At 62.2% G+C, this 14,774-nt stretch carries 12 protein-coding genes and 3 pseudogenes; 4 read left to right on the top strand and 11 right to left on the bottom strand.

The window, feature by feature from the left end; translation table 11 throughout:
- Window positions 1-29 precede the first annotated feature (29 nt).
- The 4 genes and pseudogenes from ACQPW1_RS11090 to ACQPW1_RS11075 all read right to left on the bottom strand — a co-directional run.
- Window positions 30-134: pseudogene (locus ACQPW1_RS11090) on the bottom strand (beta-ketoacyl synthase N-terminal-like domain-containing protein); the annotation flags it as partial.
- A gap of 551 nt (window positions 135-685) precedes the next feature.
- On the bottom strand, window positions 686-943 hold the full coding sequence (locus ACQPW1_RS11085) for a hypothetical protein (protein ID WP_433662633.1): 258 nt from the start codon (window positions 941-943) through the stop codon (window positions 686-688).
- Between the two features lie 534 nt (window positions 944-1,477).
- Window positions 1,478-1,675: an acyl-CoA dehydrogenase family protein gene (locus ACQPW1_RS11080; RefSeq protein ID WP_433665203.1), complete on the bottom strand. Its 198-nt coding sequence runs from the start codon at window positions 1,673-1,675 to the stop codon at window positions 1,478-1,480.
- Window positions 1,676-1,809: 134 nt separating this feature from the next.
- Window positions 1,810-2,625: pseudogene (locus ACQPW1_RS11075) on the bottom strand (transposase family protein).
- 1,884 nt (window positions 2,626-4,509) lie between these two features.
- On the opposite strand from ACQPW1_RS11075, the gene ACQPW1_RS11070 reads away from it, so the two are divergent.
- Window positions 4,510-5,733, top strand: coding sequence for a helix-turn-helix domain-containing protein (locus ACQPW1_RS11070; RefSeq protein ID WP_433662632.1), 1,224 nt, complete (start codon window positions 4,510-4,512; stop codon window positions 5,731-5,733).
- A 175-nt stretch (window positions 5,734-5,908) separates the two neighbouring features.
- The gene (locus ACQPW1_RS11065; RefSeq protein WP_433662631.1) at window positions 5,909-6,313 is read left to right on the top strand and encodes a lipase family protein; all 405 of its coding nucleotides are present in this window, start codon (window positions 5,909-5,911) and stop codon (window positions 6,311-6,313) included.
- Window positions 6,314-6,800: 487 nt separating this feature from the next.
- Here ACQPW1_RS11065 and ACQPW1_RS11060 read toward each other — a convergent pair whose 3' ends face one another.
- From ACQPW1_RS11060 to ACQPW1_RS11050, 3 genes are all read right to left on the bottom strand, one after another.
- Window positions 6,801-7,178 carry a DNA polymerase gene (locus ACQPW1_RS11060; RefSeq protein ID WP_433662630.1) on the bottom strand — a complete coding sequence of 126 codons (378 nt, stop codon included), beginning with the start codon at window positions 7,176-7,178 and terminating at the stop codon, window positions 6,801-6,803.
- 339 nt (window positions 7,179-7,517) lie between these two features.
- Complete coding sequence (locus tag ACQPW1_RS11055) at window positions 7,518-7,964, bottom strand: transposase (protein WP_433662629.1); 447 nt, start codon at window positions 7,962-7,964, stop codon at window positions 7,518-7,520.
- The gene (locus tag ACQPW1_RS11050) at window positions 7,916-9,004 is read right to left on the bottom strand and encodes an ISL3 family transposase (protein ID WP_433665202.1); all 1,089 of its coding nucleotides are present in this window, start codon (window positions 9,002-9,004) and stop codon (window positions 7,916-7,918) included. Before ACQPW1_RS11050 ends, ACQPW1_RS11055 begins: the two co-directional genes overlap by 49 nt.
- Before the next feature lie 961 nt (window positions 9,005-9,965).
- Between ACQPW1_RS11050 and ACQPW1_RS11045 the strand changes: the two genes are divergently transcribed.
- Window positions 9,966-10,949, top strand: coding sequence for a LysR family transcriptional regulator (locus ACQPW1_RS11045; RefSeq protein ID WP_433662628.1), 984 nt, complete (start codon window positions 9,966-9,968; stop codon window positions 10,947-10,949).
- Between the two features lie 146 nt (window positions 10,950-11,095).
- Here ACQPW1_RS11045 and ACQPW1_RS11040 read toward each other — a convergent pair.
- Window positions 11,096-11,332: pseudogene (locus ACQPW1_RS11040) on the bottom strand (glutathione-dependent formaldehyde dehydrogenase); the annotation flags it as partial.
- Between the two features lie 105 nt (window positions 11,333-11,437).
- Between ACQPW1_RS11040 and ACQPW1_RS11035 the strand changes: the two are divergent.
- On the top strand, window positions 11,438-11,680 hold the full coding sequence (locus tag ACQPW1_RS11035; RefSeq protein ID WP_433662627.1) for a hypothetical protein: 243 nt from the start codon (window positions 11,438-11,440) through the stop codon (window positions 11,678-11,680).
- Here ACQPW1_RS11035 and ACQPW1_RS11030 read toward each other — a convergent pair whose 3' ends face one another.
- The 3 genes from ACQPW1_RS11030 to ACQPW1_RS11020 form a co-directional block, all read right to left on the bottom strand.
- On the bottom strand, window positions 11,681-12,445 hold the full coding sequence (locus ACQPW1_RS11030; protein WP_433662626.1) for a GAF and ANTAR domain-containing protein: 765 nt from the start codon (window positions 12,443-12,445) through the stop codon (window positions 11,681-11,683).
- Between the two features lie 43 nt (window positions 12,446-12,488).
- Window positions 12,489-13,202, bottom strand: a complete 714-nt coding sequence (locus ACQPW1_RS11025) for a GAF and ANTAR domain-containing protein (protein WP_433662625.1) — start codon at window positions 13,200-13,202, stop codon at window positions 12,489-12,491.
- Window positions 13,203-13,455: 253 nt separating this feature from the next.
- Complete coding sequence (locus tag ACQPW1_RS11020; protein ID WP_433662624.1) at window positions 13,456-14,154, bottom strand: phosphoribosyltransferase; 699 nt, start codon at window positions 14,152-14,154, stop codon at window positions 13,456-13,458.
- Between the last annotated feature and the right edge of the window lie 620 nt (window positions 14,155-14,774).

Below are 14,774 nucleotides of genomic sequence, written 5' to 3'. Positions count from 1 at the left end.
CTATTGGACGCGATTGTGGCGGGCGACAGCTTGTCGCGAGATTTCAAGACCAGCTCCCACAATTGCTCAGGTGAAACCACACCACCGGGATACCGGCATGACATCCCAATTATACGAATCGGCTCGTCTGCCACGGCAGCGACCAGGGGCGCGGTCGAAACAACAGCGGCGTCCTCCCCGACAAGCTCGGCCACCAAAAACCGGGCAAGCGCCGCCGATGTCGGATGATCGAAAGTCACTGTCGACGGCAACCGCAACTCGGTAGCGGTGCCGATCCGGTTACGCAATTCGACTCACACCAGACGTGCACGATGATCGAACACACTCCGAGTCGTCACCCAATGACACACCAACATCCACCACACGCGCACCGGCTTCCACAAACGACCGCAACCGTTGCGCCTGTGCACGTAACGCCTCATAGCTCGCACCCGAAACCACCCACGGTACAACACCATCCACCCGGCCACCAGCATCGTCCCAGCACTGGCATCCACCCCATCCAGGGGAGCCTGGGACAGCACCACATGACAGTTGGCGCCCCATGCCGAACGAAGACGCCCCCGCAACCAACGTCCGATCGACGTGCGGCCAGGGTCCCGGCGCAGTGTGGACCCGCAGGTTCAACTCTTCGAGAGCAATCTTCGGGTTTGAGGGTCGCGAAATTCAAGCTCGCAGGCAGCAGTCAATGTTCAATGCTCAAGACTGCTTTGAGTAGACCGACGATACCCGCGGCCCCCTCGAGATGACCCACATTGGTTTTGGCCGACCCCACCAGCAACGGATCATCGACCGACCGCGCCGACCCGAGCGCCGCTCCCAAAGTGGCAGCCTCGATCGGGTCCCCGACCTTGGTCCCGGTGCCGTGCAACTCCACGTACTGCACAGCAGCCAGCGCCACAGCAGCCCGTTCGTAAACCAGCTGCAGAATCTCCCTGCGCAAGGGAACTAGGCACAGTCATTGTTCACGCCCTGGCCCGGATCATGCAATATACGCTGGATTCGCTGCCTGCGGCAGTCGGCAAGCCGGTCCGATGATCGCAATCGCACGATCGTCTTTATTGGTGGTATCGGATTTATTCGTCATCACGGTCATCGCTCCGTATTTCACGCGACAGCAACTGAGCCGCACAGCGTTGCGACACGATCTCAGCAGTTTGCGCCGATACATCACATTTAGATTGATGAATAGTTACGGGCTGGGCGTCCAATCAGGTACAGCATCATGAGTGTGCGGGTGCTGAACTACAGCGCAATCGAGTCGGCCACCCTGCCGGGGCCGCTCGTACATCGAGTCGACAACGATGCGCGCCCACGGTGTCGGCGCGGCCGAGCTGAAAAAGCTTCGTGGGATGCTTACGGAAAAACATCATGTGCGTTGCCGATGGACATCACATCAGGCATCACGGGTTCGGCAGATGTCCTGATCGACCTCCATCACCTTTCTCTCCGCACGACACCGAACTGCGGTCCCCAGCTACGATCGGCACGGCACAGGTATTACGAACCGGCTGAAAATCAGATCACGCAGAACATCATCGCCGCCTTCGATAATCGAGACGTAGCGCATATCCCGGACCAGCCTTCCGATGGGCAGCTCGTTGGTACATTCGGGGCCGCCGAACATCTCGGAGCCAACGCTCGCTATATCCCAGCCCGCTTGACCACAGAACATCTTGGCCGTCACTGCCGATTTCAGCGTGCCCTGCCTGGCGAAGTCGGCCGCCGGCTTCTGGTTCCGCGATGATCTTGTCGTAGTCACGGGCCGCCCGGGCTCATTGAGCCGTTCCGAGTAGCGGTGTGTGGTGGTCAGGTGGTGCGGCCATGTTCGATGTGCAGTAGTACCAGGGCTGCGGCGACGATGGCGCCGATCCGGTAGGGGCAGAGGCTGACTCGCCGCAGTGCTTTGAAAGTGGTTTTGAGCAGGGAGTTTCCGCGTTCTCCGATGGCGCCTCTGCTGTTGTGAGCCTTGTTGGCGTCGCGCTGTTCGTCGGTGAGCTGGCCGTCGGCGGGCTTCTTGACTGCGATCGTGATGAGGCTGGCTTCGCCTTCGTAGCCGAGATCGCCCAGCACGGGCCGCTGGGCGTCGGTCGTCCAGTCGATCAGCGCGGGCAGCATCTACGGGTGCGTGCGCAGCGCGGTGACATCGTGTTCGCGGCCCGGCCGCACCTGCGAGGTCCACAGCGGCCACCCATCGGGTGCGGTGATGACCTGCACGTTGCCGCCGTGATGACGATGCTTGCCCGACCACCACGCATCCACCGGTTTCCCGTTCTTGCCCGTGGTGAGCCCTGGTTCCCGGAGGCGGTCGGTGTAGATCAAGGTGCCGTCCACACCGACATGCTCATAACCTGCGACTTTCGCGGCCATCAGTGCATTGTGCAAGTCCGGGGTCTGTGTGGCGAGCACGTCGATGGTTTCGTGCCGGTAGTCGTAGGCGGTCGTCTTACCGATACCGTTGTCGCAGGCCAACTGTGTTATGCGGGTGCCGTCGACGAACCAGCGCAGCGCCAGCACCGCTTGATCGAGGCAGGTCAGCTTCCGTCAGCGGGTACCCCGGCGGCGGCGTTCGGTGTCGAGCAACCCGGCCACGAACTCGACCGTGGCCTCGGAAATCGGCAGCATGGCCGCGTATGTCACACTCACGATGCGCAGAACCTCTATGAAGTTGATCTTTGGAAGGACCACCTTCATACCCGGGGTTCTGCGCTTTCTCGTTGCACCCCAACACCTTCCGGCGTGTCGCCAGACCAGGACACCAGCCGATCCACTACCCGGAATGGCTCAGTTGACGAGCTCGACGCTGCCTTCGAGGCTCAAACCACGCCCACCGAACCTCGTTGGCAGCCACTAATTCGCAAGTCCGGTATCGCGAAACTTTCATATAACTTCGGCGGCGTTTCTGAACGTACGTCCATCTGCTCGCCGCCGAGTTCCTCTTGGACGAACCGGCGAACGGTCTTCACATCTTCCGATTTCATTGTCCGGCTATTCATTCGACAAACGCCCTTTGGATGAGATTATCGATACCCATCTCGTCGTTCTCCCCATCCAGCGCGCCGCGGATACAGCCACCGAGGCCGGGAAACAGAAAAATGGTACGCCGCATCACCCACTCCTTCCTGGAGAATTCGTATTCCCCAACAGGCGAAGCCTGACCGCGGGTAATCGCGGTTTCGAGGCCGCCTTGCACAGTGCATCCAAGCTATTGCGCCGAGGTTGTCGCGATGAAATTGCTTTCAACAGCCTTGTTCCGCCCTGAGCTTCGAGTAGATCTTTTTGCCGTCATGTCGAATCGTACGTTCTCCCACGCTGCCGTCGTGGTACTCGCGATAGACGCTACGGCACCCGCAGGCATATCGGTCGACCTGCGTGATCATGCCGAACTCGTCGTCGTCCAGCAAGTGATCTTGATCGACGATTCTTCCACAAGGGGCACGGGATCCGGTCAGATGAGTCGAACAAGTAACCATTTCAGTATCTCCATGAACACTGACGACCGATCAGCTAGAGCACGACGCTCAGTATATCGGCCGATTGTTTGACGTATCTACCGATAGTAGAGGCGCTCACCGGTCGGCTTCCCAATTTAATTGGACGTCGTTTCGGGGCCGAAGTGGGTGCAACAGGGGAATTCTCCAGGACACCGGCTGGTCGGTTCGGTTTCAAGAGTATTTCTGCGCACTCCGAAAGCGGCGCCGTCGCAGGCAGAACGCATTGCCGAATTCGCCAGACGTCTCGGATACATCGTTGTGGGGCTGCCATAGCCGAGTGCATGCTGCACGACAACTGCGTCATCGCAGGAAAGTTCAGCAGACTGCCGGTACCAGAACACCGTGCCAGGTCGTTCTCGGTCAGGCGGATCGCCGCCGCGGCTCCTCAGCTACGACGACGACCGCCCGATCTCGACCATAAGGAGCACGACAGCACGGCAATTGATCGTCAGTGCACTGTCATTGATCCAGTGTGCACACCGGAACACCGCTCGGCGACGGAGCGGATGATATGACGATTATCCCTTGGCACCTATCCAATTCGATCCGCGCGACCGGGCAGCTGTGCTGACGGCCACCCCGCCGGAAGTGTCTGTGCCTACGGCATGACAGCGAGCGACTGGCTGCGGGAGACTCTCGGACAGTCAAGCGCCACAGGGCAATCGGAGTCGACAGGACGATAGGGCGTCCTACGATCTCGCCGCACGCAAGGTGCGGACCGACCAACAAACTGCTCCGCCACAGTGCACATGCCGCTTCGACATAGCGCACATGTGTTGGTGGCCAAGGGTTTTCACAAGGCGCTACCCCTTCGGGCGGTCCCCGGCCAGCGGCGTCGACGAGGTCAGCGCAGCCGGCCTACCGGGCAGATATCGGCGATCCCCAGTCAAACAAACACAGCCGTAACACTTTTCGGATAAAATCTAAACAGCAAGGGAGCCCCCTCGGTTTGCCACCGGTGTAGCTACCCACCGAGACTCGATCACCGTGCCACTGACGAAAGGTTCAGACCACAGTGAATCGCAGTGCCTTGACCATTGCAGAACGAATCGAGTTGCGCCGCCGTCGGCTCGGCCTGTCCCGCCGGGTCGTCGCACAGCTGATCGGCCGCAGCGACGAGTGGCTACGGCAAGTCGAACAAGGCCACACCCGCCTGGACAGCATCGAGATGACTTTCCGGCTCGCCGAAGTACTCCGCTTCGACGACCCCATGGAATTGGTCGACTGGCACTCCTCGAGCCGATCCACCGCACGCAAGGTGGGCCTGGAGCTCACGGCCCTCAGCCGAGCCATCATGGATCACCCGTCCACGCACGCTCTTACCGCGGAAGCCTCGCCCCTTCCAAGGTCATTGGATGCGGTGCGGGCCTCGCTCGAAGAGTGCTGGGACATCTGGCTCAACTCGCGCCACCGATACACCGAACTCGCCGCTCGATTACCCGGTGTGCTGGTCGCAGCGCGATCCATTCGCGCAACCGCACAGGCAGCGCAGAACGGCGAGGTCGAGGAAGCAGGCCAGTTGCTGGTTGATGTTTACCATCTCGCCCGATTGCTACTTACCAGGGTGGGTGACTATCACCTCGCCTGGCTCGTCGCCGACCGGCCGATCGGCATCCTCGCCCGGACAGCGACACCGACCCTGGTTGCCGCAAGCTCCTGGCACGTAGCAAGCGCATTGCTGTCGCTGGGCTACCACGCCGAAAGCATGGACTATGCACTCGCAGCGTCCCGGCGCCTAGCTGCGGAATCCCGGACCGACCAAACCTCGTACGGAGCACTGCAACTGGTCGCCGCCGAAGCTGCCGCAGGTGTCGGCGCGCTGGCGAGATCTCAAGACCTCATGGCGGACGCCTGGCTGCTCGCCACGAAGCTCGACCACGCTGGCGTCGACCACCGAATCTGGTTCGGAGGTATCGAAGTGGCAATCACCGCGATGAACATCGCATTGCAACTGGGCAAGTTCGATGACGCAGTAAAGTTCGCCGCGAATGTGGAAATACCGGACAGCACCCATGTCGACCTTCGAGTCGTCTACTATCTGACGACCGCGTATACCTATAGCGTCCTCGGTTCTGACTTCGCCGCTATCTTCGCGCTGCAACAAGCGGAGCTGGCCTGCCCCGAAGACATCCGCTACGACTGGATAGCACACCGTAGCTTGCAGCGACTCGCCCGCCACGACCATCATCTGATCAGACGAGACCTGGCCAAACTGCTCAGCGCCGCCGGACTCACCTGACCGCTCCCCATACCTGAGTGCCCTCCGAGCGGTCTGCCCCGGGTTTTCGTCCGCCGGGTTGTGAGAATCAGGTTCATTTACTACACGAAACTGCTGGCATGGCGCGGCCGCTGCCGTGGCTTACAGGTTGCCATCGACGTCGCAGCAACCCGGATCTGCGTGGTGCGAGTCAGCAGTGGTCGCCCAAGTCGCCGACCAGTGCGCGGGCGACGGCCCCAGATTCCCCGGCCTGCGGATCGAACAGCTACTACAGCCGCAGTATCACGATTACCGTGCCATCCCCGCGTTCGCGCCGATGATCGAACAGGGACGAATGGGCACCTCGGGCACCCCGCGGGGGCCGCTGTTCCTCGGCGGCGGCAATTCCGACGGGATCGGCGACGGTGTCATCATCGCCGCGGACGAGCGCGAACTTGCCGCCGAATACTGCCGTCGCGGCGTACCGGTCCGCTTCCAAGAGTATTCAGGCGCAGACCATTTGGTGAGCGGTGCCATATTCATGTCGGCCACGCACACCTTCCTCCAGGCACGTTTCGACGGCACGCCTTTCGACAACGGTTGCGCCACACTCACCCACTGACCACTTCATCCGATGAATAGCGAAGGGCCCGAAGCGAATCCGCGTTACTTCGCATGTTCCGCAGGCCATCGGCGTGCCGTTGATCGGCAGCCCTGAACAAGTCAGCCGGATCCCGCCGCGCATGCTCGCCGGCGACTGCCCGTCAGCGCGTCGGAATCTTCGATCGGATGCGCGTCCGATCCAACCTGCGCACAGATTCGAATAGGTCGTCGTACGGTGAACCAGACTCTGGTCCACCACTACCGGAAGGCTTCCTCGTTAAGTCGGCGAGTCGGATTTGAGCCAGATCTCACAGAAATCTCACACGTTTACCGCGTCCAGTCCCCGGGCCCAGCGTTCGAGCACGTCGCGGTTGTCGGGCACCGTCTCGGGGATGCCGATGTAGTGGGTCTTGGCGACCGCGGTGATGTTGGCTTCAGGGATTTCCGCTACTTTCCGTATTCACCCTGGGACTCGCTGCCTTCAATGATGACGGCTCGGTCACCTTTTAGACCGGGGTTCCGGTGAGGCGCGTGGTGAGCTGAGCACACATGTGCAGAGCCTGGCGCCGGTCCAGGACATGAGCCAGGAACGGGTGGCGGGTCGCCGCGAACAGTTCTTGGAGCGCATCGCTATCGGTGCTGTAGCACTGCTCGCAGCTTGCGGTCGTCAGCGGCAGGTCGAGTACCTCGAACAGCGCGACCTGCAGATGCTGGGCTGAGTCGAGATCCAGGTGCCGCCCGAGCACCTCGTATGCTGCGTCGGCGCAGTCCTCGGCTTGGGCGCTGTAGTACTGACGCAAGCTGGTCAGATGCTCGCGGTCGGGGTGGTCGGTGTCGAGGACGAACAGTCCGGCCACGACGAGAGCACGTTCGGTATCGGTCACCGCGACATCATCAACGTCACACCGCGGCAGCCTTGGATGACACGCCGTCAACCATGCCCCATCCGAATCCCATCCCCCGTTGAACAGCGGGTGGAGATATCGCTGTGCCGGTCAGTTCGGCGGCTTCCTGCAATGGTGACGGGCCCAAGGTAGGGCCTGGTGAGGCCGTCTCGATGCTCCATGGTTCAGGGCCGGGGCTCCAGGCGGGCACCGGCGCCAACGACGGTATCGACCCGCGGATCGACCCGCAGACGAGCGAGGAAATCTTCGACGGTAGTTGCCAGCGGACAGCTGATAATGGCTCAGGCACGAAGTTGTTGGTGGCGTTGCTGATCGGTGTCATATGTTGAGTAGCAGGCGGCGGCGCAAGAGATCGAAGTTGGCCCGGCCATACATGGCTCTTTTGAGGGCCTTCAATTTCGTGACGGTGCCCTCGACGGCGCCGCTGCTCCAGGGGAGGGTGAGTCCGTTGCGGACGGCGTCGTAGTCCTTGAGCAGTCCGGCCGCGAATCCTTGGAGTTGGGCGACGTCGCTGGCCTGTGCTGCGGCGATCCAGGCATCCAGGTGCTGGCCGCGGCGGTGGCGCAGCATCCCGCCGAAGTCGCTGACCAGTTGATCGACGCTGCGCAGGACCGCACAGCGGTCGAGAATCCGGGCCAGGTCGGCTTGTTCGGACTCGGTGCGCTTGTGAGCCGGCCGGATGATCCAGCCGGTGACCTGCCGCGGTTTGGGTGTCGTTACCGGTGTCGCGGTCGGTGGTGTGGTGCTGTCCCGCCAGGTCTGCAACAGTCGACGGAGCTGGCGTTCGCTGCCCCGGTAGCCGCGCTCGCGCAGTCGCCGGTCAGAGTGGCGGCGTTGGTGCACCCTTGCTGCCAGCGTTCGGCCAGGTAGGCGGTGTGCGCGTCGAGCGCGCTGCCGCGTCGGAGAGCCTGGGTCAGCAGTTCGTCGGCGCTGGTGGCTCGGGCGTAGCGGCGCACCGTCTTGTCATCGAGGTTGAGCGCCCTGCATATCGCGGTGTGCCCGATTCCCTTGTCCCACAACGCATGAACCTCGGCCCACCGTTGCCGGGTCAGCTCCGCACGCCACCCGTCGACGACCGCCGGTGCGGGAGCGGGCTGGGCGACAGCCTCGCTGGCGGGCCGGTCGTGCAGGCATTTGCGGTGGGCGCGCACCACCCGGTCGACCGCGTCGGTGAGGTTGTAGAGCAGGTGGAAACGGTCGGCGACCTGGATGGCGTCCGGCGCACCGCGGCGGGCGCCCTCGGCATACCCTGATGCGCGGTCACGGCAGATCACCGTCGCACCAGGGTGGACGCGCAGCCATTCGGCGAACGTGTCGTTCAGGCGGTCCGGCAGCAGGTCCACCGTTCGATGGGTGTGCATGTCGACCAGGACACTGCCATAATCTCTTCCTCTGCGGAACGCGAAGTCGTCGACGCCGAGTGCGGTCACCGTGCCGGGCTCGGGTATGGGTAATGCTCGGATCAACCGCAGCAACGTCATTCGCGACACCGCCACGGCCAGCCGGTGAGTCAGCCGCTCGCCGGGCCGGCCACCCAGCGAGAGCGCGATTCGCTCCAGCATGCCGCGTAGCAGCGGAGTCCGCCGGGCATGGGCGGTGGTCAGGCCGGGGACCTGTTCGGCGAACGTGGTGCGGGCACAATCGGGGCTACCGCAGTAGAACTTGCGGACCCGCAAGCAGATCAGCGTGTCGGCTCCGCCGATCGCTGCATCGGACAGGCACCGCTGGTAGCGACTGTGCACCCGAATCGACCAATGGGTGCAGTACGGACAGGATGCACCTCGTGCGGTGACGCTGGCGTTGATCCGCAGGGTCGCCCCGCGGCGGGTGACCTGCTCGATGCGCAGGTCGATCAGATGTGGAAGCAGAACCCTCAGGTCAAGATCAGCGCACCGCCATCATGATCGACCACCGCTCGCCCCACTACCAAATCCCCAGGGCGCCAACAACTTCGTGCCTGAGCCAGTTCCCGATGACCGTTGACAGTAGTGACCGGCGGCGAGGATCTGGGCCAGTAGCCGCGCGGCAGGATCGGGCCAGTTCATAGAACACATCATGAACCGCACCGAATACCGACTACAGGACTACCGGTCCCCACCAGTCCGGAACCTCCTTAACTGCGCGGCATTCACACCCGGGCTCGGACGCCACAAGTAGTTCGCATACCCGTTCAAAAAAACCGGTCTCGCACTGCCAGACGATCATGCTCGCAGGCGACCACGCACCTTGATCGCCACCAATCAACACAGCCCTACGAAAAGTCGCGCACGACCCCACCATTGGCAAATCGACAAATAAATGCGCCTCCTCTTGGAATTGTTACCAACCACGAGTAGCTACGCTTAAGACATTCAGACTGCGCTGAAACAGGCACACAGCACAACACCAAGGGGATGGTCATGTAGCAGAGGAAACCTAGGTTTCACAAATCGACAAATCGCCACATGAGGCAGCATATAGAGCAATACAGTTGAAGTTACAACGTGATATGGACAACATAATATTTTGGTGTGACGCAAGGTTTGACGTAACCGATCACCGCAGTAGATACTGCTTCGCAAGTCAGCGAAACAACTCGAAGGCGGCCTCTTCGAGGCACATCGAACACCAAATTCATAGGATGAACGAACAGTAAGCGGGAGAATGTGATGTGATTGCCGGTCTGTGTCGACCGGCGGGTGACATGCCCGGTAACGGGATACCACTATCTAAAATGATGACCGAAGGTGCTGCGGATAGGCCGACGGCTCGATACAAAGGTTGTCGATGCCTGAACACCCATTACTTACTTCCAACTCGATCACGCTGCGACAGTTCGACTACTTCGTCAGGGCAGTACAACTGGGTTCATTGTCTGCCGCCGCCAGACAGTTCGGGATAACACCGTCGGCGATGTCACAGCAGATCGACGCGTTGGAGGCCTCACTCGGCCGGAACCTGTTCGATCCGCGGTCACGCAGGTCCAGACTCACCACGTTCGGTACGGAGTTCTTCAACCAGGCCTCGAATGTCGTCGAATCCGCCCGTCAGGCGATAGCCATGGGTAGCACGTTCGGCGACGGCGTGATGACCGTCGGCACGACACCCACCATCGCCCACAAGCTGCTGCCCCCGCTCATCTACCGGATGCGCCACGAACGACATATCGACAACATCGAGGTCAAGGCGTTCACCGATCTCCGCGAGCTGCACGCCACCCTGCAAGCCGGCACCCTCGATCTCGCCGTCGGACCGCTCGAACAGTCCAGCTCGCCGGTCGTCCACCGCTTCGGCGAGGAAGAACTCGTCGTCGTCTGCCACCCCAGCCAACACAACAACTACGACGGCACCTGGCAACAACTGGCCAACGCACCATGGATCCGCTGCGGCGCCAACTCCGATCTCACCGACACCATTTCGCGCGAGGCGGCCCAGGCAGGCGCGCGCATCCGGTTCACGATCCACGCACCGGACGTGACGACCGCACTGAGCATGGTGGAACACGGCGTCGGCGTCGCACTGGTACCGAAGATGGCGTTACACGGATCGGCCAGACTACTATCCATCATCCGGCTCACCCGACCCATCCGCCGCGCACTGACAGTGCACGCACGCGACAAGTCACCGCACGTAGAGAAATTCCTCGAAGTCATCACCAACTCCGAACTCGTCCGGAAGTTCGAGGCCGCAGGACTGCTGGCGATCCAGCACCCGGATCATGAAGCGGCGCAACAAAGCACACCGGTGCCGACCGGGCCGATACGCATCTGACGAACGCGGCTCCGAGTGGATATACAGCTGGGCAAAACGCTGGGCAAGGCCAACGAGATCTCAGGTTGGCGTCAGCTCTTTTCGCGCGGACTGAATCGAGCCGCTCGCGCCCTATCGAACCGACGCGGCAACGGCATGCTCCCCAGCCACGCGGTCGGCAGGACGTCCGACAGGAACAGGAAACGGTCGTCGCGCTCACCGATCGGGACCTTGGTGTGGGTATAGTCCGCGTGCGGCACACGCAGGTATTCCGCTTGCCCGCCCGGCACTTGCCCGTAGAGCTTCGAATACCCGAAAAGCGCTGCCCCGCTTCCCTGTTCACGAACCTGAGTCGTCTCACATTGGGTCGGCAAGCCTTGCCCGCACATGAAGCAACTACCGCAGTGGCGTAATAGGGCTACCTCGGGGGCACGACAAGCTGGAGCACATGCCTGTCGCGCCCCGCGACAGTATGGCTTCTGCGTGGAGCGGCGAGGACGATGGTGGGCATGGCCGGAAAGGTGGTGCCTTCGGATGCGGGGGCGGATATGGCTGCACGTCGGCTACAACAGGCGCTGCGGTTGCGCGCGGGGCGCTGGGAGGCGGTGGGCATTCTGCGCTCGTGGGGCGCCGCAGGCGACGTCTTGGATGAGTTGAGCGATGACCTGGACAGTGATCGTGAAGCTGCCAGGCTCCAAGGGGTGGTCGACTCGGTTGCTGATCACGATGTCGATCCGGATTTCGAGCCCTGACTATTGCTCGCGCCGGGAATCGGAGGCTAGTTGGGCAGGTGTCAGGACGCCGTCGGTGACACTGCGTGCCGTTTCTCGTAGCGGCAGTGCTTTGATCCGTGCGTAGCGTTCCAACAGCGCTCTACCTTCGGTGGGAGTGATATCGAGTGTGCCAGCCAGTATTCCGATGGCGTGACCGATAGCGGTGCGGTCGTAGAGCAATCCGAGAGTTCGTTCGGCCAGTCGTGCGGCCCGGTTATCGTTTCGGTCCCGGGTCAGCAGCAGTACTGCCAGTTCCGCGAGCATTTCCGCTATTCCGCGCTGGTATGGGCCGAATTCTGTGACCTGCTGGTAAAGAATGTTGAGCCCGCCCACTGGTTGGGCATTGAGCCGCATCGGCACTGCGAGCAAGCTGCGATAACCGAGCCCGATAGCGGTCGCGGCGAATGCCGGCCACGGAGCCGGATCCTGTCCGAGGTCGGTGGCCTCGACAGTCTGGTTTTTGCGAATCGCGTCAACGCATGGGCCCTGCTCGAGGTGGGATTGCAGCAATTCCACCAGGCGGGCGCGCTCATCGGAGGCGGCGGCCACTCCAAAGGCTCCCCGTGGATCGGCCAGGATAATTCCCGATGCGGCCGCATCGAGCAGATCCAGGCAGGCATTGTTGATCTGCGACAGGACCGTGGCGGGGTCGCAGTCCTCGACGACCGAGGTTGTGAGGACTGACAGCGCGTGGACCAAATGTAATTGTGTCTCCGGCACGTATGCGTGCGTCACGGCTGCCACCTTCTGGATGTGAGGAATGTTGTCGATTGATCGGGCGCGGTGGTCATTCGTTCAGCTCGTCGGCGTTGATTTTCCTGGCGAGCACGTCACGGGAGATCTCGAGCAGCGGGCGGTTCGCCGTGAACGCCCGACCTCGCAAGCGCATGAACGCATCGTCGAGGCTGATGCGTAACATGGCTGCCAGCATTCCGGTAGCGACGTTCACGTCATGGTAGGAACCCGCCGCGCGCAGCCACTCGTGTCCTGAAGACTGCGCGTCGTCCATCTCGAGCAGCAGAGCCAATGTGATCAGATCGGCCAGCACCGCGCCCTCTGCTACCGAACCAGCCGCCAGACCGCCGATGCGGCGTCGATAAAGATCCAAGGTGCCCAACCGGATCCCGCCCAGCTGCAACGGAAACGCGAATACTGCACCGGTACCGACCGCCAGCGCGGCATCGGAGAAACCAGGCCAGCGGGCCTCCTCGCTACCGAGATCCGCCACCAACACCGGTATCCCATCGGTGAACGCCTCAACGCCAGGGCCCTCACCCAAGGTGTACTGCTGATCATCCAACCCACCAGCCCAGTCGTCGCTGGCTCCGAGTAAATCCTGCGCACGTTGGGTCGCGCGCAGCGTCAGCGCCGCGGCATCAATACCAGATATCAACGCCACACACCTGCAGCACACCGCCGAACCCCACATAGGCTGACCCGGCACGCCGGGGACAGCAGCGATCTCGCGCCACAACGACTCTCGCCGCCTGTCCACGGTCATTCCTTCCGTTGTGCGCTCGTTCGTATCAGTCAGCTTACGAGCACGGGCAGCACTGATGGGGCTGTCGATTCCACACGGTTCATCCCTAGTGACCTGTCGGAAAGACGGCGGCCGGTATCGGATAAGGGCGGCTGTTATTGGCTAAGAATTGATGGTCGCAGTCGATGAGTTGATGCTCAGATATCCTCGCCACCCAGCACTGTGGCGTTCGCCGCCCACCGAGCTCGGCGAGGGTGGCTCAGCCTCGTGTCCATCATCCTGGTCTCACTGGTGAGGAGCTGAACACATCAATATGTGTGTCGGGATCGACGGCGAAGGCGGGCGCGGCGCGACCGAGCAGCGCGCATCCTTCGACGTCGGTGACGTCGCTGAAGTCTCGATACCACAAGCGGATCGAGCCGAACAAGCGAGGTGTTTCCAAACAGATGACGTGGTCGGCGATACCGGCCATCACGCGCACCACACGCGCAGCGGCGACCGGGACCGCGAGGACTACCCGCGCCGCGCCGCGCGCGCGAGCCGCCGCGACGCCCGCCCGCGCGGTCACGGCGGTGTCGAGACCGTCCACGACGATGACCGCGGTGACACCCTCGAGGGGAACGGGGGCGTGCTCGCGGCGAAATCGGGTGATGGTGTGGCGCAATTGTTGTCGCTGCTCGCGGGTGACCGCGATCCGTTCGGGTTCGCTGATCAACGCGCGCGCGATGATTTCCTCATCGAGGGCCTCGATCCCGTCTTCTGCGAGGGCGCCGAAGACCAGCGGGGGTTGATACGGCACCGACAGTGCGCGCACACACGCCACATCGACAGGGGCTTTGAGTACGGTCGCTATCTCATAAGCGACCGGAATCCCGCCGCACGGCAAGCCGAGCACAACAACGGGCAGACTTCTAAAGCTTCGCAGACGCTCAGCAAGTCTACGACCGGCATCGCGACGATCCAGGAAAGGCATACTGCTCCTGTGTGTATTCCAAACAGGGAGATGAGCCGCGCTGGTGGACTCGAAGGCGTCTTACTCTACGCCACCAACCTCGCCTTCACGAGTATTTCCGGCGTTTGCTGAAGTCAAAGATGCGCTGCCGCACCATGATAGAGACTCCCACCGTTGTGGACCTTCGACCAGCTCACAGGGGATGTCGGAGTGTGACCCATTTGTCCACTCGGTCGGTTTCCGGTGCACCACAGGTTTGCCGCTTCGGCCAGGAACGAAACGGTCGTCGCCGTGACCGACCATATTCGGTTGCTCGATCATCGAAGGTGTGCACGCCATTGAGGCGAACGGGTGAACAGAGCGCCGCGGGGTGGGAAGAAGCCAGGAATCTTCACTAGGTGTGATCTCTGCAAAGGGGGTCTCCACCAAGGTGTCCGAGAAGCCCCAGAGCAGGGCGCGGGCGGACCCATCAGATCGGTGGTGGGCACCGGGTGCCGGGTGAGCTTTCAACCGGCACCCGGCGGCTGCTATGGCGGGTCAGTGACCCCGGAGGTACTGTCGGGCCTGGGGCTGGGCGCCCTTATGGGTGCACCTCAGCACCCTGCGGCCGGGCACGCGTTCACGGTGGTGGGCTGGCGCGG

Origin of the sequence: Nocardia sp. CA-128927, from assembly GCF_050955855.1 — a bacterium.
GTDB lineage: Bacteria > Actinomycetota > Actinomycetes > Mycobacteriales > Mycobacteriaceae > Nocardia.
The sequence above is the reverse complement of the archived record's forward strand: the minus strand, read 5'-3'. Positions and strand labels throughout refer to the sequence as shown.